The sequence below is a fragment of the Streptomyces sp. NPDC032472 genome, assembly GCF_040636955.1.
Lineage (GTDB): Bacteria > Actinomycetota > Actinomycetes > Streptomycetales > Streptomycetaceae > Streptomyces.
Genome location: NZ_JBEZVK010000034.1, coordinates 52,957 through 75,517 on the forward strand (window position 1 = coordinate 52,957; position 22,561 = coordinate 75,517).

Annotated in this window: 19 protein-coding genes; 15 read left to right on the top strand and 4 right to left on the bottom strand. The window is 71.2% G+C overall.

What is annotated here, in order from left to right:
- Window positions 1-79 precede the first annotated feature (79 nt).
- Window positions 80-295: a ferredoxin gene (locus tag AB0F11_RS23125; protein ID WP_362176820.1), complete on the bottom strand. Its 216-nt coding sequence runs from the start codon at window positions 293-295 to the stop codon at window positions 80-82.
- Window positions 292-1,485: a cytochrome P450 gene (locus tag AB0F11_RS23130; protein ID WP_362176823.1), complete on the bottom strand. Its 1,194-nt coding sequence runs from the start codon at window positions 1,483-1,485 to the stop codon at window positions 292-294. Before AB0F11_RS23130 ends, AB0F11_RS23125 begins: the two co-directional genes overlap by 4 nt.
- A gap of 242 nt (window positions 1,486-1,727) precedes the next feature.
- Here AB0F11_RS23130 and AB0F11_RS23135 point away from each other — a divergent pair, with 242 nt between their 5' ends.
- Both AB0F11_RS23135 and AB0F11_RS23140 read left to right on the top strand, forming a co-directional pair.
- The gene (locus tag AB0F11_RS23135) at window positions 1,728-2,012 is read left to right on the top strand and encodes a hypothetical protein (RefSeq protein ID WP_362176826.1); all 285 of its coding nucleotides are present in this window, start codon (window positions 1,728-1,730) and stop codon (window positions 2,010-2,012) included.
- Between the two features lie 81 nt (window positions 2,013-2,093).
- Window positions 2,094-2,987 carry a formylglycine-generating enzyme family protein gene (locus tag AB0F11_RS23140; RefSeq protein WP_362176829.1) on the top strand — a complete coding sequence of 298 codons (894 nt, stop codon included), beginning with the start codon at window positions 2,094-2,096 and terminating at the stop codon, window positions 2,985-2,987.
- Between the two features lie 73 nt (window positions 2,988-3,060).
- On the opposite strand, the gene AB0F11_RS23145 is transcribed toward AB0F11_RS23140, so the two are convergent.
- The gene (locus tag AB0F11_RS23145; protein ID WP_362176832.1) at window positions 3,061-5,298 is read right to left on the bottom strand and encodes a sulfatase-like hydrolase/transferase; all 2,238 of its coding nucleotides are present in this window, start codon (window positions 5,296-5,298) and stop codon (window positions 3,061-3,063) included.
- Window positions 5,299-5,528: 230 nt separating this feature from the next.
- Here AB0F11_RS23145 and AB0F11_RS23150 point away from each other — a divergent pair, with 230 nt between their 5' ends.
- Both AB0F11_RS23150 and AB0F11_RS23155 read left to right on the top strand, forming a co-directional pair.
- Window positions 5,529-7,391, top strand: a complete 1,863-nt coding sequence (locus tag AB0F11_RS23150) for a glycoside hydrolase family 15 protein (protein WP_362176898.1) — start codon at window positions 5,529-5,531, stop codon at window positions 7,389-7,391.
- Between the two features lie 92 nt (window positions 7,392-7,483).
- On the top strand, window positions 7,484-8,845 hold the full coding sequence (locus tag AB0F11_RS23155; protein WP_362176901.1) for an MFS transporter: 1,362 nt from the start codon (window positions 7,484-7,486) through the stop codon (window positions 8,843-8,845).
- A 10-nt stretch (window positions 8,846-8,855) separates the two neighbouring features.
- On the opposite strand, the gene AB0F11_RS23160 is transcribed toward AB0F11_RS23155, so the two are convergent.
- Window positions 8,856-9,410, bottom strand: coding sequence for an isochorismatase family cysteine hydrolase (locus AB0F11_RS23160; RefSeq protein WP_362176904.1), 555 nt, complete (start codon window positions 9,408-9,410; stop codon window positions 8,856-8,858).
- A gap of 135 nt (window positions 9,411-9,545) precedes the next feature.
- Here AB0F11_RS23160 and AB0F11_RS23165 point away from each other — a divergent pair, with 135 nt between their 5' ends.
- From AB0F11_RS23165 to AB0F11_RS23215, 11 genes are all read left to right on the top strand, one after another.
- The gene (locus AB0F11_RS23165) at window positions 9,546-10,595 is read left to right on the top strand and encodes a YihY/virulence factor BrkB family protein (RefSeq protein ID WP_362176835.1); all 1,050 of its coding nucleotides are present in this window, start codon (window positions 9,546-9,548) and stop codon (window positions 10,593-10,595) included.
- The gene (locus AB0F11_RS23170) at window positions 10,592-10,858 is read left to right on the top strand and encodes a DUF4235 domain-containing protein (protein ID WP_362176838.1); all 267 of its coding nucleotides are present in this window, start codon (window positions 10,592-10,594) and stop codon (window positions 10,856-10,858) included. Before AB0F11_RS23165 ends, AB0F11_RS23170 begins: the two co-directional genes overlap by 4 nt.
- 148 nt (window positions 10,859-11,006) lie before the next feature.
- Window positions 11,007-11,546 carry an EF-hand domain-containing protein gene (locus AB0F11_RS23175; RefSeq protein WP_362176840.1) on the top strand — a complete coding sequence of 180 codons (540 nt, stop codon included), beginning with the start codon at window positions 11,007-11,009 and terminating at the stop codon, window positions 11,544-11,546.
- Window positions 11,547-11,625: 79 nt separating this feature from the next.
- A complete protein-coding gene (locus tag AB0F11_RS23180) occupies window positions 11,626-13,242 on the top strand; it encodes an FAD-dependent oxidoreductase (RefSeq protein ID WP_362176843.1) in 1,617 nt (538 codons plus the stop codon).
- Between the two features lie 320 nt (window positions 13,243-13,562).
- Window positions 13,563-14,342: an alpha/beta hydrolase gene (locus AB0F11_RS23185; protein ID WP_362176847.1), complete on the top strand. Its 780-nt coding sequence runs from the start codon at window positions 13,563-13,565 to the stop codon at window positions 14,340-14,342.
- A 115-nt stretch (window positions 14,343-14,457) separates the two neighbouring features.
- Window positions 14,458-15,147, top strand: coding sequence for a type 1 glutamine amidotransferase domain-containing protein (locus AB0F11_RS23190; protein ID WP_362176850.1), 690 nt, complete (start codon window positions 14,458-14,460; stop codon window positions 15,145-15,147).
- A gap of 111 nt (window positions 15,148-15,258) precedes the next feature.
- Window positions 15,259-15,960: a phosphoribosylanthranilate isomerase gene (locus AB0F11_RS23195; RefSeq protein ID WP_362176853.1), complete on the top strand. Its 702-nt coding sequence runs from the start codon at window positions 15,259-15,261 to the stop codon at window positions 15,958-15,960.
- The gene (gene upp / locus AB0F11_RS23200) at window positions 15,960-16,631 is read left to right on the top strand and encodes a uracil phosphoribosyltransferase (protein WP_362176856.1); all 672 of its coding nucleotides are present in this window, start codon (window positions 15,960-15,962) and stop codon (window positions 16,629-16,631) included. Before AB0F11_RS23195 ends, upp begins: the two co-directional genes overlap by 1 nt.
- A gap of 114 nt (window positions 16,632-16,745) precedes the next feature.
- Window positions 16,746-17,429, top strand: coding sequence for an NAD(P)H-dependent oxidoreductase (locus AB0F11_RS23205; protein ID WP_362176859.1), 684 nt, complete (start codon window positions 16,746-16,748; stop codon window positions 17,427-17,429).
- A 28-nt stretch (window positions 17,430-17,457) separates the two neighbouring features.
- On the top strand, window positions 17,458-21,570 hold the full coding sequence (locus AB0F11_RS23210; protein ID WP_362176862.1) for an amino acid adenylation domain-containing protein: 4,113 nt from the start codon (window positions 17,458-17,460) through the stop codon (window positions 21,568-21,570).
- Between the two features lie 16 nt (window positions 21,571-21,586).
- The gene (locus AB0F11_RS23215) at window positions 21,587-22,540 is read left to right on the top strand and encodes a pseudouridine-5'-phosphate glycosidase (protein ID WP_362176907.1); all 954 of its coding nucleotides are present in this window, start codon (window positions 21,587-21,589) and stop codon (window positions 22,538-22,540) included.
- Window positions 22,541-22,561: the final 21 nt, after the last annotated feature.

The following is a 22,561-nucleotide window of genomic DNA, read 5'->3' on the forward strand; positions in this document are numbered from 1 at the left end:
AGGGTGGTGCGGAGCACTCGCTGCCGACAGGCTTGCGCGGACGGGGCGGACGGTGGGATCACCCGCCCCGGATACCGGCTCAAGGGGATTCCGGCTCGTTGAGGGTGATCGCCCCCGAGGGGCACACGCCGGCAGCCATCCGTGCCGCCGTGAGGCGGTCGGCGGCCGGATCGGCGTGCAGCAGGAGTACCAGGCCGTCGTCGGCGTCCTGGTCGAACAGCTCGGGGGCGGTCATGGCGCACATCCCGGCGCCGATGCAGCGCTCGCGGTCGACGCTCAGGCGGGGTGCGCTCATTTCTTGTCCCAGGTGACCGGAAGGCTCTTCACCCCGAAGATGTCCGCGGTCTCCGGGCGCAGGCGGACCTCGTCGGCAGGTACGGCCAGGCGCAGGTTCGGGAAGCGGTCGACCAGGGCGCGGAACGCCACCCGCATCTCGACACGGGCCAACTGCTGGCCCAGGCACTGGTGGATGCCGTGGCTGAAGGCCAGGTGCCCGTCGTACGGCCGCCGGAGGTCGAGCACGTCGGGGTCGGCGAAGCGGTGGGGGTCGCGGTTGGCGGTGTTGTACGACAGGACGACCGTCGTGCCGGCCTCGATGGTCCGGCCGCCCACCTCGACGTCCTCCAGAGCCGTCCTGTGGAACGTCTTGGCGACGCTGAGGTACCGCAGCAGCTCCTCCACCGCCCCGTCGGTGAGCGCGGGGTCGGCGCGCAGCGCGGCCAGCTGCTCCGGGTTCTGCAGCAGCGCGAAGGTGCCGAGGGACAGCATGTTGGCGGTGGTGTCGAAGCCGGCGGCGAGCAGGATGAGGCTGATTCCCTTCAGCTCCTCATCGGTCAGGTCGCTTTCGGCGAGCTCGCTGAGTACGTCGTCGGTGGGGTTCGCGCGCTTGGCGGCCACCAGCTCCGCGAGGTACTCCTGGGTCGCGGTGTAGGCCGCGATCAGCTCCTCGTCGCTCACCTCCCCGCCCATGAACGCGTCGATCTGCTCCTGGAAGGAAGCGCGGTCCTCGTACGGCACGCCCAGGATCTCGCATATCACGATGGTGGGGATGGGCTTGGCGAACGCGGTCACCAGGTCGGTCGGCGGACCGGCCTTCTCCATGGCGTCCAGGCACTCGGTGGTGATCTGCTCGATGCGCTCGGTCAGGAGCCGCATCCGCCGCACGGTGAACTTGCCCACCAGCGGCTTGCGGTAGCGGCTGTGCTGCGGCTCGTCCATGAGGAGGAACTCGCCGGGTGGGGCCGGAGGAAGCTCGAAGTCGGCGATGTTCATCAGCTCCTTGCGCGAGCTGAACCGCGGGTCGGCCAGGACCGACCTGACCAGGTCGTATCCGGTGATCAGCCAACCGGGCTTGCCGCCGGGGTGGGTGTAGCGGCTGATCGGGCCGTGCCGGTGGGCCTCGGTCAGCTCGGCCGGCGGGTCGAAGGGACAGCCGCGCTGACGCTCCGTCGGCAGCGCCGTGACGGTGTGGACGTACTCGCTCATGATCATGCCTCGTCTCGCGATACTGCGTGTTTGATGTTTGCTGAACGCTACGTTGCGTTCAGGATGCCGTCAATCGCGTGAGTGCATATCTCCAGTTAGACAGCGGTAAATTGATGCAATGGCAGGCAGTCGAACGCAACACCGCATTGCAATGACTGTCAGCGAAGGCAATGTGTGGCGGGGGCGACGCGGGTGGCACCCGTCGCTGGCGGTCCACCTGCCGACCATTTCATCTGCCGTACATGGAGCCGCGGTTCCGCTTCCCCTACTCTCGTCGCCATGGCAGCAGGAATCCTGGTGGGCCAGCTGGACAACACCCTTGTCATCTACATCGGCGACAACGGGCCACCGGGGGACTGCCGACCTGGTCCTCGTACGTCGCCAAGGACGAGCAGTACACGGAGTACTACGACCTGGTGAACGACCCCTACCAGACCGGCAAGCTCCACCAGGCCACCCAGGCCGAAGAGCAGGCCCTCGGCATCCCCGCCCTGGCCGCGCGGCTCGCCGCCGACCGCGCGGCCTGACCCGTGCCACCGAACCGCCGGCCGGGCGCCCGTACCGCGAGGCACGGCCGCCCGGCCGCCCATCGTCCCGACGGAGCCGCCATGCCCGCATGCTGCACCCCCGGCCACAGCCACGCCCTGACGCTCACCCTCGCGCCGCCGCCCCCTTCGTCCCCGCCCTCCCGCGCGGCACGGCAGCTGCTCAGCCTGCCCGGCGGCCGCTTCCTCATGGGGACCGACGACCCGGAAGGCTTCCCCGCGGACGTGGAGGGGCCGGTCCGCGAGGTGGTCGTGGAGCCCTTCCGGATCGCGGCCACGACGGTGACCAACGCCCAGTTCGCCACCTTCGTCAAGGCCACCGGCCACACCACCGACGCCGAGCGCTTCGGCTTCTCCTTCACCTTCGGGGCCTTCCTCTCCGAGGAGGTCGCCGCCGTCTCCCCGCCCGTGGCGGCCGTGCCGTGGTGGCGGGCGGTGGAGGGGGCGTCCTGGCGGCGCCCCGAGGGACCCGGCTCGCACGTCACCGAGCGGCAGGACCACCCCGTCGTCCACGTGTCCTGGAACGATGCCCAGGCCTACTGCGCCTGGTCCGGCACCCGCCTGCCCACCGAGGCCGAGTGGGAGTACGCGGCCCGTGGCGAGCAGCGGCGCTACCCGTGGGGGGACGAGCTCCTGCCCGACGGCCGCCCCATGTGCAACATCTGGCAGGGCGATTTCCCCGTGCTCGACACCGCCGCCGACGGCTGCGCCGGTACCGCCCCGGTGAAGTCCTTCCGGCCCAACGGCTTCGGGCTCTACAACAGCGTCGGCAACGTCTGGGAATGGTGCGCGGACTGGTTCACGCCGGGCCAGGAGACCTCACGGGCGATGCGCGGCGGCTCGTACCTGTGCCACGACTCCTACTGCAACCGCTACCGGGTTGCCGCGCGCAGCTCCAACACGCCCGACAGCTCGACCGGCAACATCGGGTTCCGGGTGGCCGCCGACCCCGCCTAGCACCCGCCCGCAGCTGTGGCAGAGGCCGTTCCGGAACACGCCGGAACGGCCTCTGCCGCGAGCGGGCGGGCGGTCAGGCCACGGTGACCCGGGCCAGGGCCCAGGAGGTGTGGTCGAAGGAGGTGCGGTTGTTGGCGTCCTCGACCACCAGCCGCAGGACGCGCACGCCGCGCACGTCCAGGTCGACCGGGACCGGGCCGCCGGCCGCCGTGAGGGTGGGGGTGGTCAGCAGCAGGCGGTCGTCGCCGTAGACCTTGGCCCGGGTGGCCCCGACGGTGCTCTGCTTTGCGGAGAAGTCGTCGATGCCGACCAGGGAGGTGAACCGTACGGCGGCGCCGCCGAGGTGGTAGGCGATGTCGCTGGGTGCGTGGACGCCCAGGCCCTTGGGGTACGTCGTACCGCCGAAGGAGATCGGCGGGCCGTCGCCGGCGGCGTTCTTGCCGTTGGAGGTGTCGCGCTCCACCGGTCCCCAGCCGTTGGCGGCGCTGATCCAGATGAGGTCGGAGAGGTAGGAGTCACGGGTGGGCGCCGGGGGCGGGGTCGGGACCGTGGCCGTCACCGGGTAGCGGACCGGGCCGGCCGGTGTGAGGGCGGTGCCCTCGGCGGTGACGGCCCACGTGGTCGCGGGGGCCGCGGCCCCGGGCGGGGTGACCTGCCAGGAGGCGGCCAGCCTGCCGCCGGCGGCGAGCTGGTCCGCGGTGGTCGGGGAGGCGGGGGTCACGGCCCATCCGGCCGGGGCGCGCAAGGTGAGCGCGGCGCTGGTCCAGGGCCGGGCGGAACCGTTGTCCAGGGTGGCGGTCACGGTGAACGCCTGGCCCGGGACGGCCAGGGCGGGCAGCGTCAGCCGGGTCCCGAACGGGGTGCGCGGGTAGCTGTCCTTCCAGGAGGCGCGCATCAGCGCCACCAGTTCCGCGGCCTTGGAGGGGTTCTTGTCGACGACGTTGCGGCTCTCGCCAGGATCCGTGGCCAGGTCGTACAGCTCGACCTGCCACTTGTCGTCGGGGAGGCTGTGGTCGCGTTCGGGGGCGAAGCGCACGGCCTTCCAGTCGTCCCGGCGGAGCGCCTCGGCGAGCCAGGTGGCGCGCTTGTCGTCCTCGGCGTTGGCGCGGCTGGTGACGCCGAGCTCGTCGCGGAACCAGTACAGGTGCCCGTGGCGGGCCGAGTCGGCGCTGCCGGCGAGCAGGGGAGCGGCGGAGAGCCCGTCCACGTCGGTGGGGGCGGGGGCGCCGCCGAGTTCGGCGAGGGTGGGCAGGACGTCGGTCAGCGGGGTGGGGCGGCTGCTCGTACCCTGCCGGACCCGGCCCGGCCCCCAGGCGATGAGGGGGACGCGTACGCCGCCCTCGTAGAGGTTGCGCTTGTAGCCGCGCAGCGGGCCGTTGGCGTCGAAGAGGTCGGGGTTGACCCCGCCCTCCTCGTGGGGGCCGTTGTCGCTGGTGACGAAGACGACGGTGTCCTGCTCCAAGCCGAGGGCGCGGAGCCGGTCGACCACCTTGCCGACCAGTGCGTCGAAGTAGCTGACCTGGGCCGCGTGCCCCTTGTTCGCGGCCGTCCAGGGCCGGTCCGCGTACGCGCCGGTGTCGGGGACATCGCTGGGGGCGTGCGGGACGGTCGGGGTGAGCAGGAGGAGGAACGGTTCGGCGGCGTGGGCGTCGATGAACTCCAGGACGTGCTGTTCGAGGAGGTCGGGCGCGTACACGGCCTTCACGCCGCCGGCATTGGCGGGGATGGGTTCCTTGGCGTCGTTGTGCCAGAGGTACTCGGGGTAGTACTGGTGGGCGTGGCTGTGGTCGATGTATCCGTAGAACTCCTCGAACCCGCGGGCGGCCGGATGGCTGTCCTGTCCGGCGGCCTCCGGGCCGAAGCCCCACTTGCCGATCACGGCCGTACGGTAGCCGCGGGCCTGCAGCACCTGGGCGAACGTGGTGTCGGTCGAGGTGAGTGACCCCTGCCCGCCGGAGGAAGGGTTGGCGCGGACCGTGGAGTGGCCGGTGTGGAGGCCGGTCAGCAGGGAGCAGCGGGACGGTGCGCACACGGCGGCGGTGGAGTACGCGTCGGTGAAACGCAGCCCCTCGGCGGCGAGCCGGTCCAGGCGGGGTGTGGTGATCAGCTTCTGGCCGTAGGCGCCGAGTTCGCCGTACCCGAGGTCGTCGGCGAGGACGACGACGAGGTTCGGTGGCCTGGTGCCGGGTGGGGCCGCCGTCTCCGGGGCCGCCACCACCGCCGCCGCCTGCTCCGCCCCGGCGGCGGTGGCAGCGACGGTCAGACCGAGCGCGGCGGTCGAACCGGCCAGGAACGTACGGCGGGTGGACATGGGTGAGTGCTCCTCAAAGGTGTCTGCGGGCGTCCTGCCGATCATGGGTCGGCCACCGCGCCATGACCATGCACAGGGCATGAAGAACACGTGACGGCGCTCGGCCCTTCCGTTCCGGGATGCGGTGACCTGCACAGGGAGGTGAGCATGGAAGGGCGGCTGTCCACCCGCGACAGGTCGCGGGGCTCGCCGGGACCGGCGGTGCTCGGCGCCCCCGGCGGCGCGCTCTCCTGGCAGGAGGGACCATGAACGACTACCCCCTGATCGCGGATCACGGCCTGGTGGGCGACCTGCAGACGGCCGCGCTGATCACGTCCGACGGGACGGTGGACTGGTGGTGCACGCCGCGCTTCGACTCGCCGAGCCTGTTCGCGTCGCTGCTCGACAGCGACCGGGGCGGCTACTGCCGCCTCGCCGCCGATCTCGGGGACCAGGCCGCAGTGCGCCAGCTGTACCTGCCGGACACGCCGATCCTCGTCACCCGCTGCATGGCCGCGGAGGGCGTCGGAGAAGTCATCGACTTCATGGAGCCCATCACGGCGAAGGCTCCCGCCGCCCGGCACCGGCTGGTCCGGGTCGCCCGGGTCGTCCGCGGCGCCCTGCCCTTCGAGCTGCTGTGCCGGCCCCGCTTCGACTACGGCCGGGCCCCGCACACGCTCGGCGGCCTCGATGACGGCAGCTTCGTCTTCCACGGCCCCGACACCGCCCTGCACGTCCAGGCGACCGCCCCGGTCCGGCTCCAAGCCGACGGCTCGGACGTCTCCGCCCGTTTCACCCTGCGCGCCGGCGAGAGCGCCGCGGTGGTCCTCACCAGCGAAGCGGGTGAGCCGGGCGGGCGCAGCGAGCGCCCGGGCGGGCCGCCGCCGACCATCGAAGGGGCGACGGCCGCGTTCGACGCCTGCCGTGACTTCTGGCTCGGCTGGCTGCTGTCCTGCCGCTACAAGGGCCGCTGGCACGAGATGGTCGTACGGTCCGCGATCACCCTCAAACTGCTCACCTACGCCCCGACGGGCGCCCCCATCGCGGCGGCCACCATGGGCCTGCCCGAGCAGATCGGCGGCGAGCGCAACTGGGACTACCGCTACACCTGGGTGCGCGACGCCTCACTGTCGGTGCGCGCGCTGATCGACCTGGGCTTCACCGCCGAGGCGGAGGCCTTCCGCCGGTGGATGCGCGAGCGGCTGGAGGCCGGCGGTACCGCCTCCGGGGAACCACTGCAGATCATGTACCGGGTGGACGGCGAGCCGCACCTCACCGAGGAGGTGCTGGAGCACCTGGAGGGCTACCGGCGCTCCGCGCCCGTCCGGGCCGGCAACGCGGCGGCCGACCAGATCCAGCTCGACATCTACGGTGAAGCCGCGTACGCCATCGCCCAGACCGACGACATCGGTGCCATCCGCGGCTGGCGGGTGTTCGCCGGCCTCATCGACTGGTTGTGCGACCACTGGGACCGCCCGGACGAGGGCATCTGGGAGACCCGCGGCGGCCGCCAGAACTTCACCTACAGCCGGCTGATGACCTGGGTCGCCCTCGACCGGGCCATCCGCCTGGCCACCGTTCACGCCCGCCCCACCGACCTGACCCGTTGGCTCGAAACCCGTGACGCCGTCTTCCGGCAGGTCATCGAGCGCGGCTGGAGCGAGGAGCGCGGCGCCTTCGTCCAGCACTACGACACCGACGTCCTGGACGCCTCACTGCTGCTGATGCCCCGCGTCGGATTCCTGTCACCCCACGATCCGGACTGGCTCAGCACCCTGGACGCCATGGCCGACGAGCTCGTCAGCGACAGCCTGGTCTACCGCTACGACCCGCAGGCCTCACCCGACGGCCTGCGCGGTTCCGAGGGCACCTTCAGCCTGTGCAGCTTCCTGTACGTCGAGGCCCTGGCCCGCTCCGGCCGCGTGCACCAGGCCCGCTACGCGTTCGACAAGATGCTCACCTACGCCAACCACGTCGGCCTGTTCGCCGAGGAGATCGGCCCGTCCGGAGAGCAGCTCGGCAATTTCCCGCAAGCCTTCACCCATCTCGCGCTCGTCGCCGCAGCCCTCGCACTCGACGAGGAACTCGACCGCGCCGAACGCCCGGGTGTCTGATCCGCCCGCCGGGAAGAGAGTCCAGGCCCGTGACCGAAGACCCCGCCGTCAACCCGCACGCCGACCCGGCCCGGTCGGATGCCGGCATGCGGATGCTCGCACCGCTGGCGCTGGCGCAGTTCATCTGCAGCTTCGCCGGCTCGAACATGAACGTGATGATCAACGACATCAGCCACGACCTCGACACCACGGTCCAGGGCGTGCAGGTCGCGATCACCCTGTTCCTGCTGGTCATGGCCGCCCTGATGATCCCCGGAGGCAAGGCGACCGACCGGTTCGGCCGCAAACGCTGCTTCCTCACCGGCCTGGCCGTCTACGGCGTCGGCGCGCTCCTCAGCGCCGCCGCGCCCGGACTCGGCGTGCTGATCCTCGGCAACTCCATCCTCGAAGGCGTGGGCACGGCCCTGCTCATCCCTCCGGTCTACATCCTCACCACGCTGCTGTTCACCGACCTGACCTCGCGGGCCCGCGCCTTCGGAGTGATCATGGCCGCCGGCGGCGTCGGTGCGGCCGCGGGCCCGCTGATCGGCGGGCTGATCACCTCCGCGATCAGCTGGCGCGCCGCGTTCGTCTTCCAAGCCCTGATCATCGCGCTGATCATCGCCCTGAGCCGGTCGATCGCCGACCCGCTGCCACCCGACCCCGACCGGCACTTCGACGTCCGCGGCGCCGTCCTGTCCGCCGCCGGCCTGATCCTGATCGTCATGGGCATCCTCGCCGCCGACAACAACCTGTGGCTCATGCTCGGCCTGCTCGCCGCCGGCATCCTCGTCCTGGCCTGGTTCCTGCACTGGATCCGCCGGGAGGAGCGCGCCGGAGCGGAACCGCTGCTGTCCACCAGCCTCTTCCGCAACCGCACCTCCAACCTGGGCCTGGTCACACAGAACGCCCAGTGGCTGCTGCTGATGGGCACGTCGTTCACCGTCGCCACCTACCTGCAGGTCGTACGCGGCTACGACGCCATCGAGACCGGCGTCATCTTCACCGCCGCCACGCTCGGGCTGCTCGTCTCCTCGCTCGCCGCGGAACGCCTCGCCAAGCGCCTTCCCCAGCGGACCCTGATCACCGCCGGGTTCGCCCTCGCCGTCGTCGGCATCGCCGCCCTGATCAGCCTCGTGGCCGGCACACCGAGCGCCTGGGCGTTCGTCCCGGGTCTGCTGCTGATCGGCCTGGGCCTGGGCGTCATGCTCACGCCGTCCGTGAACGTGGTCCAGTCCGCCTTCCCCGAGGACCGGCAGGGCGAGATCTCCGGGCTGTCCCGGAGCGTCTCCAACCTCGGCTCCTCCTTCGGCACGGCCATCGCCGGCACCATCCTCGTCGCGAACCTCACCAAGAACGCCTACGCCGCCGCCATGGCCAGCCTCGCCCTCGCCGCCCTGATCGGCCTCGCCAGCGCCACCCGGCTCCCGCGCAGCACCCCGCCCGCGAACGCCCCGACGCCACCCCGAACCTGACTCCGCCCGGTCAGGAACCGGACGGCGGCGGCCACGGTGGCTGCCGGGCGCCGAGGATCTGCGCGCCCATGTTCTGCTCCATCATCCGCAGGGCGGCCTCGGCGAGGTCTGCGTGGATGTGGGCGACCGCGGTCGAGGGTACGACGACGTCGAGGTGGCGGATGTGCGCGTCCAGGGCGGAGTACAGCACGCACTGCTCGGTGACCTGGCCCACCAGGATCAGGCGGGTGAGGTCCATGGTGCCCAGCAGGTACGCGAGCGGGGTCTCGTAGAAGACGGAGTGGCGGGCCTTGAGCACGAAGAGGGAGTCCTCGTCGGGCAGGACCGGCTCCACCAGTTCCGGATGCTCCCCCGTCATGGCGGCGTCGATGATCTGCCCGTGGTGGGAGCGCCACTGCCCGAAGTTGTCGTTCGCGTAGATGACCGGCACCCCGGCGGCGCGGGCCGCGGACACCACCTCCACGACGGCCGGCAGGGCCGCGCGGACGGAGGGAACGAGGAGATCGGCGTCCTGGTGCCGGTAGGGGTTGAGCATGTCGGTGACCACGACGGCCGTGTGCTGCAGGGCGTTGTCCATGCCCCGAATCTGACCGCCCGATCCGCTGCGCGGCCGACGCCACGCCGCGGCGGTCGACACGACGCCGCGGGTTCGGTTCCTTCTCGCCCGCATGGGTGCGGCCGGAGTGGAAAAGCGCAGGCTATGAGGCGCACAGGAAGACAGGACCAGGATGACGACCGTCGGCCGCCGGAGGCGGCCCGAGAGGGCGGGCCGGGCCACGAGGACGACGCCGTGGGTCCGGACCGGCAGGTGGAGGAACGGGAGCCCGATCGGCTGTCGCAGCTGCCCGAGCGGTCCTGGAAGGCGGTGCTGCGCGGGACGCTGAGGGAGTTCAAGGACGACGAGCTTGTGGACCGGGCGGCAGCGCTGACCTACTACGGGGTGCTGGCCTTCTTCCCGGCGCTGCTGGTGCTCGTGTCGCTGCTCGGAGTCGCGGGCGAGTCGGCGACGAGGCAGGTGCTGAACAGCCTGCAAAGGCTCACCCCCGGCGCGGCGCGGGACGTGATCGGCAACGCGATTCGGCAACTGCAGGGCCACAGCGGAGTCGGCTCCCTGCTGGCCGTCCTCGGTCTCGCCATCGCGATCTGGTCCGCCTCCGGGTACGTCGCCGCGTTCATCCGCGCGTCGAACGCCGTCTACGACATGCCCGAGGGGCGGCCGGTGTGGAAGATCCTGCCGCTGCGGCTGGCCCTCACGGTCACGCTCATGGTCCTCGCCGTCGCCGGTGCCCTGATCGTGGTGTTCACCGGAGCTCTGGCCCGGCAGGCGGGGGCGGCGCTGGGAATGGGGGACACCGGGATGACGGTGTGGTCGATCGCGAAGTGGCCGGTCCTGGTCCTGCTCGTCACGCTCATGATTGCGCTCCTGTACTGGGCCGCGCCGAACGCCAAGGGCCGCGGCTTCAGGTGGATCACCCCGGGCAGCCTCCTGGCGCTGGTGATCTGGATGGCCGCCTCGGCCGGGTTCGCGTTCTACGTCGCGAACTTCGGCTCGTACAACAAGACGTACGGCACCCTGGCCGGCGTGATCATCTTCCTGGTGTGGTTGTGGATCACCAACCTCGCCATCCTCCTCGGTTTGGAGTTCGACGCCGAGATGGTCCGCCAGCGGGCCATCGCGGGCGGCCACCCCGCGGACGAAGAGCCGTACGTCGAGCCGCGCGACACGCAGAAATTCCGGAGGCACCGATGAAGGCATCCGCCATCGCATACAAGCCCGTCGGGCTGGCACTCGGCGCCGCCAGCGGCTTGATCGCCGGAGCGGCCTTCAAACAGGCGTGGAAGATGATCGGCCACGAAGACGAGGCACCCGACGCCACCGACGAGCACCGCACCTGGCAGGAGGTCCTGTTCGCCGCGGCCCTGCAAGGGGCGATCTTCGCCGCCGTCAAAGCCGCCGTCGACCGGGCGGGAGCCGCCGCCACCCGGCGGCTGACCGGCACCTGGCCCGACTGAATCCGCGCCGCCCCGGGGCAGGCCCCGCCTCGCCGCCACCCTCTCGAATCCCCCGCCCGGGGGATCTCGGAAGGGGTGGCGGCGATCTATGCTTCCTCACGCACGCGCCGTGATCAAGTGAATCCGCAGAGTGAGAGAGGGGCCAGGCGTGAACCTGCTGGACATCAAGCTGGACCGGTCGTTCGATGTCTTCGACTCGGAGCGCAAGGGCCGGCTGGAGCGATCGGACGTCCTGGCGGTTTCCGACAAGCTCGCCGAATCACTGGGTGTGGCACCCGATTCCGTGGCCGGGCTCAGGGACTCCCTGGGCGGTCTCTGGGACACCGTGTTCCACAAGATGGATCGCAACGACGACGGGGCCGTCGACCGGCAGGAGTACCGGGCCGCGTTCCGGGCGCGGATCGTCAGCGATCAGAACAGGATCTGGGACCGGATCAGGAACCTGAGCAACGCCTGGACCGAGCTCGGCGACCGCGACGGCGACGGCATGCTGAGCCGCGACGAGTACACCTCCCTGCTCCACGGGATGTTCAGGCTGCCCCGCCAGACGTTCGACGAGGCGTTCAGCGTGCTCGACCGCGACGGCGACGGACAGCTGAGCCGGGACGAGATCAGCGTCGCGATGAAGGAGTACTACACCAGCCAGGACCACGCGGCACGCGGCAACCAGTTCTTCGGACGACTCTGATCCCGGCAGATACGCAACGGTCCTCGGCTCGTTGACCGGAGGGGCAGTTCACCGATCAACACACCCAGGAGGACCTTTCATGGCCGAAGCCGCACTGCCGGTGATCCTTCTCGCGGATCCCGATCCGCTCCGCCGACACGAGACGGCCGAGCTCGTACAGCGCTGGTACCGGGCGTCCTTCCGTGTCCTGCAGGTCGGCGGGTTGGTCGAGGCGGGGCTCGTGCTCCGGTCGCTGGCCGAGCGGAACGTGCCCGTCCCCGCGGTCCTCGCCGACGAGGACCCCGGGCAGTACACCGCACAGCACCCGCACACGCGCTGGTTGTTGCTCGCCGACGACGGCTCCGCGCCGCTCGACCCCTCCGTCGTGGCCGTCGACCGGACACGGGAGGGGGACGGGAGCGGGACGGGCCTGGCCGAGCGCCTCCGGGCCGCCCTCGACGACGCCCTGTGCACCTGGAACGCCGAGCACCGCGGCGACCTGCCCACCGCCGAGGTGCGCGGGTACCGCTTCTCGCCGGCCGCCTACGCGATCCGTGACTTCCTCGGCCGCAGCGGCGTCATCTTCCGCTGGGTGCCGGAGGAGAGCAGGCGGGAGGCGCCGGTGACCGTCCGGCTCGGCGACGGCACCGAGCTGGTCGATCCGTCGATCAGCGAACTGGCCGACCGGCTCGGCCTCATCCGGCCGGCCGAGCAGGAGCACTACGACGTCGCGGTGATCGGGGGCGGTCCCGGCGGCCTGTCCACGGCCGTGTACGCCGCCGCAGAGGGCATGAGCGTGGTCGTCATCGAGGACGACGCCCCCGGCGGCCAGGCAGGATCCACCTCAAGGATCGAGAACTACCTGGGCTTCCCCGTCGGGCTCACCGGCGGAGACCTCGCCCAGCGGGCGCTGCAGCAGGCCCGCCGGGCCCGCGTCGAGTGGCAGCCCACCCGTGTCGCCACCCGGCTGGCTCCCACGGATGCGGGAGGCCACGCCGTCTCGTTCGTCAAGGCGGGCACGGACGAGTCCGCGTCGGTCTCGGCGGCCGCCGTGGTGGTGGCCACGGGCGTGGAATGGAATCGGCTGGCCAGTCCGGGAGTCGAGCGGCTCCTCAACTCGGGCGTGTACTACGGCGCCTGCCTGTCCGACGCGCCCTCGGCCGCCGGCGAGGACGTCTACATGGTGGGCGCGGGCAATTCCGCCGGGCAGGCCGCCCTCTACTTCGCCCGCTACGCCCGCTCCGTCACCCTGCTCGTCCGGGGTGCCGATCTCGGCGCCTCCATGTCGAACTACCTGGTCCAGCGCATCGAGCGGACGCCGGGCCTGCGCGTCCTGCTCGGTACCGAGGTGGTCGAATGCCTGGGCGAGACCACGCTCACCGGGCTCCGGCTGCGCGACCGTGCCGGGGGCGAGCGCACCGTCTCGGCGCAGTGCCTGTACGTCCTGATCGGAGGCCGTCCGTCGACGGACTGGCTCGGCGGCATCCTGAAGCTCGACGACCGCGGGTACGTGCTGACCGGCAGCGGCGGCGCCGGCCCCGACGCCATGCCGATGGAGACCAGCCTGCCGGGGGTCTTCGCCGTGGGCGACGTACGGTCGGGATCGGTCAAGCGGGTCGGAGCCGCGGTCGGAGAAGGGGCCGCTGTGGCTCAATGCCTGGTCGAATACCGACGTCAGCATCCCGGGCGATTTCGGGACGCCGGCGGCATGCGGTGACCGGGGATCTCCGATAATCGGTCCGGCTTATTCCCGCCTGTTTATCGATCTTCCTCGGGGCCGTTGTGCCTTTTCCGATCGCAATAGCCGGGCGTCGAACCATCCTTGAGTGACGCCGGTTGACTGGGGCGCCTGACGTAGATGATTCTGCTTCGGGTGTTCGGGGGCTCGTCCCATCGGGTGAGTCCCCGAACTCGCTGCGTTCAGCGGAATCCATGGGGGCTGCAGGAATTCGCCGTTTCACCGCGTGGATTCCCGTCCCATTTTTTCGGCTCATTCGTCCGGGAATTCTTTTGCGTCGCCACAGGAGGAGATTCGTCATGCCCGCGATATCCGTCGGTAACTCGCGCATCCACTACACCGTGACCGGCGAGGGTCCGGCCCTGGTGCTGGTGCACGGCGTGGGCAAGGGCGGCCAGGTCACCTTCGGCCACCTCGTCGAGGAATTCGCCCGCCGCAACACCGTCATCCTTCCCGAACTGTCCGGCAGCGAGACCGCCACGGACGACGGCGCGCCGCTGACCGTGGAGCAGCTCGCCGACGAGGTCGCCGCCGTGATCGAACATGCCGGTCTGGGTCCCGTGGACCTGGTGGGCTTCTCGCTCGGCGGGGCCGTCGTCGCCGCCACGGCCGCCCTTCACCCCGAGCACGTTCGCCGGCTGATCCCCGTCGGCGGCCTGGTCAAGTCGGACCTCTACATCGAGAACCTGATCGGTCTGACCCTGAGCCAGAAGCACGACCCGAAGGCCTTCGGCCGCGTGCTCAGCACCACCGCCTTCAGTCCGCGCTACATCCGCAGCCAGCCCAGCCTGAGCGACGTGGAGAACCTCGGCGCCGAGCTGAGCCCCTCCGACGGCCGCATCCGCCAGCTCGAGCTGCTCGTCCGAGTGGACATCCGGGACCTGGTCGGGAAGGTCCGGGCCGAGACGCTCGTCCTGGCTCCGTACCCGGACGCCGCGGTGCCCGCCGAGCACTCCCGTGAGCTGGCCGCCGCCATCCCGAACGCGTCCTACACCGAGATCGACAGCGGCCACATGGTGATCTTCGAGAAGCCGGTCGAATTCGTGAAGCTGGTCCAGGACTTCATCCACCAGGCCTGACGTCCTCCCGTCACGACCCGTCACGACCCGGCATCACCCGGCACGACCTCGACCCGGCCCACCCGGCCCTTCACCACCATCCCGGGCGCACTCCGCGCCGATTCCAGGAGGAAGCATGGCCAAGATCCTGCTTGCCGTCAGCAGCCACGAGACCTTGGGGGACACCGGCAACCGGACGGGCTACAGCGTCTCCGAGGCGGCCCACCCCTACAACGTCTTCGTCGGCGCCGGCCACGAGGTCGACTTCGTCTCCGTGCGCGGTGGCGAGCCGCCGGCCGTCGTCTTCGACGGCGAGGAGAACGACCCGGAGATCGTCGGCTTCCTGGCCGACGACACCGTCAAGGCCAAGCTCGTGGCGACCCGCCGGGCGGCCGATGTGGACCCCGCCGAGTACTCCGCGATCTTCTACGTCGGCGGCCACGGCGCCATGTGGGACTTCCCCGACTCCCCGGACCTGGCCCGCATCGCCCTGGACATCCACGCCCGCGGCGGCGTCGTCTCCGCCGTCTGCCACGGCCCGGCCGCCCTGGTCAACCTGCGCCTGCCCGACGGCACGCCCCTCGTGCGCGGCAAGCGCGTCGCCTCCTTCAGCAACGAGGAGGAGAACTCGCTGGGCCTCGTCGAGGTCATGCCCTTCCTCCTCGAGGACCGGCTGAAGCAGGCCGGGGCGCTGCACGCCAAGGCGCCCGTGTACGAGGCCCACACCGAGAGCGACGGCCGGGTCATCACCGGGCAGAACCCCGCATCCGCCGCCCCCGTGGCGCGGCTCGTCGTCGCCGAGCTCGCGGCCGCCGGCGGCCGCTGAGCCGGAGACGACCACCCGGTCCCCTGTCCCGGTTCCACCGCCGACGTCCGGCGGACGCATCCCATCGCAGATCGGCCCCGGCCCGGACCGCCGCGGCCCGAGGAGGCAGACATGTACGGCTTGATCCAGGTCGCGGGCGTCATCGACCAGTCCGAGGCCGACCTCATCATCGAGGAGGGCGCGGACTGGCTCGGCTTCGCCCTGCGCCTTCCGGCCAAGAACGAGGACCTGTCCGAGGCCGAGGCCGCCGCCATCGTCAAGGCGATCCAGCCCGACACCAAGGGCGTCATCATCACCTATCTGACCGATGCCGACGACATAGCCGGCTTCTGCGCCGACATGGGCGTCGGTGCGATCCAGCTCCACGGCGACGTGACCCCCGCCGAGCTGCGCCGACTGCGCAGCCTGGCCCCGGACCTCTACGTCCTGAAGAGCCTCGTGGTGAAGACGGACAACATGGAAGAGCTGCGTGAGGTCGTGGCGACCTCCGCCGACTGGGTTGACATGTTCATTACTGACAGCTTCAACCCGGCCACCGGGGCCAAGGGCGCGACCGGGCTGACCCACGACTGGAGCGTCAGCGCCGAACTCGCCAGGATCTCACCCAAGCCGCTGATGCTGGCCGGCGGACTCACCCCGGAGAACGTCGCGGCGGCCATCGAGGCCGTCCGCCCCGCCGCCGTGGACGCGCACACCGGCCTGGAAGACCCCGCCACCCGGCGCAAGGACCGCCAGAAGGTGCGCACCTTCGTACGGGAGGCCCGCGCAGCCTTCGCCCGGGTCGCCGCACAGGACGGACGGAGCGGGTCCTGATGGCCACGTACACCGAGCCGCTCCGTGGCGTGACCCACCTCCTGCCCCAGACCAACCGGCTGCGCGCCCTGCACTCGATCATCCGCGACCACCGGGCCGCGCGGGAGGAGTTCGTCCCCGCCGCGCACCGCATCATCCGCGGGCTCCTCGACGCCGCGCTGGACCAGCTCCCCTACGAGCCCCGCGAGGTCCGCACCCCGGTCGGGCGGATCTACCACGGCCTGTCCCCGGCCACCCCGGTCTACGGCGTGTCCATCGCACGGGCCGGCGACAGCATGGAGTCCGAACTGCGCGCCATGGCGCCCGAGACCCGCCTGGGCAAGATCCTGATCCAGCGGGACAAGGTCACCAAACTCCCGCACCTGCACTACGCGGCGCTGCCCGCCGGCATCGGCCGGGGCCACGTGCTGCTCCTCGACCCCATGCTCGCCACCGGCGGCACCGCGCTCGCCGCGATCGGCGTACTGCTCGACCACGCAGTGCCCGAAGAGCACATCGTCTTCGTGAACCTGCTCTCCGCCCCCGAAGGGATCAAGGCCGTCCACGACCGCCACCCCGCGGTGCGGATCGTGACCTCCTCCATCGAGGAACGCCTCAACGAGAACGCGTTCATGATCCCCGGCATCGGTGATTTCGGCGACCGCTACTTCGGCACCGACGTCCCGGCCTGAGCGCTCCCACCCGCCGGAGCGTGCGGGGTTGCGGCCCCCGCGACCCCGCGACCCCGCAGCTCCGGCCCTCCGGCCCTTCGGCCACCGCATCGCATTCATCCAGGAGGACGCCCCGTGTCCACCGCCGACACCTCCTCGTCGACGACGAGGATCTCGATCGTCTACTACTCCGGCACCGGCAACATCCACAAGCTCGCCGTGGCCGCGGAGGAGGCCGCCGCCAAGGCGGGCGCCGAGGTCCGGCTGCGCCGGGTCCCCGAGTACGTCGAGGCGTCCCTGGCGCCCGAGTTCACCGAGTGGACCGAAGCGTGGCGGGAGAACGCCGGGGCCACCGCGGCCATTGCCACGGCCACCGCCGACGACCTCGACTGGGCCGACGCGATCCTGCTCGGCGGCCCCGGCCGGTTCGGGATGATCGCCGCGCCGCTCAAGCACTTCATCGACCTGGCCTGGCCCCTCAACGCGCGCGGCGGCCTGGCGGGCAAGGTCATGTCGTCGTTCACCTCGACGGGCGCCCCGCACGGCGGCCAGGAGGCGACGATCCTGTCGCTCAACACCGTCTTCTACCACTGGGGCGGAATCATCGTGCCGCCCGGCGTCACCGACGACATCATGACGGCGCCCAGCAACGGCAACCCGTACGGCGTCAGCTCGGTCTCCGGCCGGCAGGCGGTTCCGGGCCGGCTGGCGGAGAACGTCACCGAGGACAACCTCGCCGCCATGGCCCACCAGACCCGCCGCATGCTCGAGGTCGCCGACGCGCTGCGAAGGGGCCGGACAGCCGGGGCCGACCGGTGACCACCCACGCATACCCAGGGGGACTCACATGACGACCGACGCGGCCGGCCGGAGCCCGGCCATCCGCCCGCTGCTGCCCGAACTGCTCCTGCGCACGGCCGCCGAACGCCCGGACGACACGGCGGTGATCAGCAGCGACGGGCACATGACCTTCGCCGAGCTGGTCGCAAGGAGCCGAGGACTGGCCGGGCGACTGCGGGAGCTCGGCGTGGGCGCCGACCACTGCGTGGGGCTGTTCACCGAGCCCTCGCCCGACGTGATGACCGGGGTCTGGGGCATCCTGTTCGCGGGCGGCGCCTATCTGCCGCTCGCCCCGGAGTATCCCGAAGAGCGACTGCGCTACATGATCGAGCACTCCGGTGCGAAGGTCATCGTCACCCAGGGCCACCTCGTCGAGCGCCTGGCGGCGCTGGCCCCCGCGGACACCGTGATCGTCCGGGCCGAGGACGCCCGCCCGGAGGTGCCCGGCGCGGACGCCGACATCGACCCCGGCTCGCTCGCGTACGTCATCTACACCTCGGGCAGCACCGGCCGGCCCAAGGGCGTGATGATCGAGCACCGGAGCATCGCCCACCAGATGTCCTGGCTGCGGGCCGCCCACGGCATCGACCGCACCCGGACCGTCCTGCAGAAGACGCCGATCAGCTTCGACGCCGCCCAGTGGGAGATCCTCGCCCCGGCCGCCGGTTCCACCGTCGTGGTGGGCGGATCCGGCATCCACCGGGACGCCGAACGGCTGGTGCAGGCGGTCAAGGCCCACGCGGTGACCACGCTCCAGTGCGTCCCGACCCTGCTCCAAGCGCTCCTGGACACCGAGGAGTTCGACTCCTGCGTCTCTCTGCAGCAGGTCTTCACCGGCGGCGAGGCCCTCTCCAGGCCCTTGGCGCGCACGTTCCTGGAGACCCTCCCGAAGTGCGACCTGATCAACCTCTACGGACCGACCGAGTGCACCATCAACTCCTCGTCCTTCGCCGTGTCCCGGTCCACCGTCGGCGACGGCCCCCACTCGATCTCCATCGGCTCCCCGGTCGACGCCACCGAGTACCACATCCTCGGCCCCGACCTGACCGAACGGGCCGTGGGCGAGATCGGCGAGCTGTACATCGGCGGCGTCCAGGTCGCGCGCGGCTACCTGCACCGGCCCGACCTGACCGCGCAGCGGTTCGCGGACAACCCCTTCGGCCCCGGGCGGCTCTTCCGAACCGGCGACCTCGCCTACCGGAACGCCGACGGCACCGTCCAGTTCACCGGCCGCGCCGACAACCAGGTCAAGCTGCGCGGGTTCCGGGTGGAGCTCGACGAGATCCGACTCGCCATCGAGACCCACGACTGGGTCCGGCACGCGGCCGTGCTGGTCAAGGACGACCCGAGGACGGGCTTCCAGAACCTGATCGCCTGCGTCGAGCTCGACCCGAAGGAAGCCGCCCTGATGGACCAGGGCAGCCACGGCGCCCACCACCGGTCCAAGGAGAGCAAGCTCCAGGTCAAGGCCCAGCTGTCCAACCCGGGCATACGGTCCGCGGCCGAGCTCGCCGGCCTCCCCGTCCTCGACCTGCCCGGCCGCACGGCCACCCCGGACCAGCGCAGCCTCGCCTTCGCCCGCAAGACCTACCGCTTCTACGAGGGCGCAGCCCCGGTGGCCGAGGCCGACCTGCTGAAGCTCCTCGCCCGCCGCCCCGCCGCCGTGCGCGGGCGGGAGCTCGCGGAGCTGGACACCGACGGGCTCGGCGCGATCCTGCGCCACCTCGGGCCGCACCTGAGCCCGGAGCGGCTGCTTCCCAAGTACGCCTACGCCTCGCCCGGATCCCTCTACGCCACCCAGGTGTACCCGGAGATCACCGGCTTCCCGGGCATCCCCTCGGGCATCCACTACCACCACCCGGTCGACCACCGCCTGGTGCTGGTCTGCGAGCTCCCCGAGACGCGGGACGCGGCCGCGGGCCCCCGGATCCGGGTGCACTTCCTCGGCCGGCGCTCCGCCATCGAGCCCGTCTACAAGAAGAACATCAGGGAGGTCCTGGAGATCGAGGCCGGCCACGTCGTCGGACTACTGGAGGAGGTCCTGCCGCAGTACGGCCTCGACATCGAAGCCGCCCCGTTCGCGCCGGAGGTCAAGGCCCGGCTGAGGGTCGCCGACGAGGACCACTACCTCGGCGCCTTCGACTGGGTGCCCTACCGGGGCCCCCGCACGGACGACGGCATCGAGCTGTACGTCCAGATCCACCCGGGCAGGGGGCTGGACCGGCCGGCCGGGCAGTACCTGTACGAGGGCGACCGGCTGCGCTTCGTCTCCCCGGACCTGGTCCTGCGCAAGCAGGTCATCGCCATCAACCAGGCCGTGTACGACCGGGCGGCCTTCGGGATCTCGGTGATCAGCCGCGGCCCGCAGGAGTGGCGGCGCTACATCGACCTCGGCCGTACGCTCCAGCGCCTGTCCATGAACGAGCTCGACATCGGCTTCATGTCCTCCGGGTACAGCTCCCAAGGAGGCGACGACCTGCCCTCCGCCCGGCGGATCGACGGCATCCTGCGCGAGCTCGGCCGGCCCGGCGGCGCCTCGTACTTCTTCGTCGGCGGCCGCGTGAGCCAGGAGCAGCGGCGCCACGAAGGCATGCGGGAGGACGCGGTCCACATGCGGGGGCCCGCGGAGCTGATCCGCGACGACCTCGTCAACTACCTGCCCGACTACATGATCCCGAACAAGGTCGTGGTTCTGGACGCGCTGCCGACCACCGCCAACGGCAAGATCGACGTCAAGGCCCTCGCCGCCTCCGACACGGTGGACGTGGGGGTGGCCGACCGCCCCTTCGTGGCGCCCCGGGACGAGACCGAACGCCGCGTGGCCGCGCTCTGGAAGCAGGCGATGAAGCAGGAGAGCGTCTCCGTGCAGGACGACTTCTTCGCGTGCGGCGGCAACTCGCTCATCGCCGTCGGCCTGATCAACCGGATCAACCGGACCTTCGGGGCCGGCCTGCCGCTGGAGGCCATCTTCACCTCGCCGACCGTGGAGGGGCTGGCCCGCCGGATCACCGGCGGGCCGGCGGGGGACACCTCGCGCCTGGTCCCCTTGCAGCGGGAGGGCTCCGGGCGGCCCGTCCACTGCTGGCCCGGTCTGGGCGGCTACCCCATGAACCTGCGGCTCCTGGGCGAACGGCTGGGCACCGACCGGCCGTTCCTCGGGGTGCAGGCCCACGGGATCAACCCGGGCGAGACCCCGTACGCAACGATCCGGGAGATGGCGGCCGAGGACGTCAAGGCCATCAGGAGGGCCCAGCCCGAAGGGCCGTACACGCTGTGGGGCTACTCCTTCGGAGCCAGGGTCGCCTTCGAGAGCGCGTACCAGCTGGAACAGGCCGGCCACACCGTCGACCACCTCTTCCTGATCGCCCCCGGTTCGCCCAAGGTCCGGGGCCACGGCAACGGCAAGGGGAACGGGAACGGCGACCGTGGCGCGGCCGGCGGGGAGCGAAGCGCGGGCTACGCCGACCGGGCGTACGTGGCGATCCTCCTCTCGGTCTTCACGGGCACGATCAGCGGCCCCCTGCTGGAGAAGTGCCTCGCCGTCGCCGAGGACGACGAGAGCTTCGCCGACTTCATCAGCGAGAACCTCCCGGACCTCGACACCGACCTGGTGCGCAGGATCGTCCGGGTCGTCGGGACGACCTTCGAGTTCAGCTACACCTTCCGCGAACTGCGGGAGCGACGGATCTCGGCGCCCATCACCATCTTCAAGGCGCAAGGGGACGAGTACTCGTTCCTCGACGCCAGCAGCGGCTACTCCTGCGCCCCGCCGACCGTCGTCGAGTTGGAGGCCGACCACTACTCCCTGCTCAGGGCACCGGACGTCGACGAGCTCGTGACCGCCGTCCGCCGGCGCCTGGACATCCGGAAGGACACCGTCATGCCGCACGTCAACATCAAGCACTTTCCGACGGCACTCAGCGACGAGCAGCAGTCCGAGCTGCTGTCGGCGGTGACCAAGGCCGTCACCGACGCCTTCGGCTGCGATGAGGGCGTGGTGTCGATCGCGGTCGAGCCGATCGACAAGGAGCTCTGGAACGAGGAGGTCTACATCCCGGAGATCGTGGGCCGCAGGCACATCCTCGGCAAGGTACCGAACTACGGCCCCGACCCCCAGTGAGAAGACGGCTGTGACCATGACGACCCCCCTTCCCCACCAGGACGTCCCGCTCGTCTTCAGTGCCGAGGTTGCCGACGCGCTCCACGAAGGCCGCCCGGTGGTGGCGCTGGAGTCCAACGTCATCACCCACGGCCTGCCGTACCCGGACAACGCCGCGACCGCCCGGAAGGTCGAGGAGGCGGTGCGGGCGGGCGGCTCGGTCCCGGCCACGATCGCCGTGGAGAGCGGCAGGATCGTGGTCGGCATGACCGACGCCGACATCGACCGGTTCGCCTCGACGCCCGGCATCCCCAAGGTCAGCAGCCGGGACCTGCCCGTCGTCCTGGCACAGGGCCGGATGGGCGCGCTGACGGTCGCCTCCTGCCTGGTGGCGGCCGAACGCGCGGGCATCGCCTTCTTCTCCTCGGCCGGCATCGGCGGGGTGCACCGGGGCGCGGCCACGACCATGGACATCTCCTCCGACCTGATCCAGTTCACGCGCTCCAAGGTCGCGGTGGTCTGCGCCGGCGGGAAGAAGATCCTGGACCTCGGCCTGACCCTGGAGTACCTGGAGACCCAGTGCGTACCGGTGGTCTCGTACCGGTCGGACGACTTCCCCGCCTTCTACTGCCTGTCCAGCGGTTTCCGCAGCCCGGTGCGGCTGGACGACGACGAGGTGATCGCACGGGCGATCGAGAACCACTGGGCGCTGGGCAACCACAGCTCGTTCCTGGTCACCACGCCGGTCCGGCCCCAGCACGCGGTCGACGGCGCCGAGGTCGACGCCGCGATCACCGAGGCCGTCGCGGCCGCCGAGCGGGACGGCATCCGGGGCCAGGCGATCACGAAGTACCTGATGCGTGCGGTGGACGCGGCCACGGAAGGCCGCTCGTCCAAGGCCAACATGGCCGTGCTCATCAGCACGGCCGAGGTCGGCGGCCGGCTGGCCGCAGCGCACGCCCGGCTCCGGGCCTCGTCCCGGCCCCTGTGACGGACGTCCTTTCACACCCCA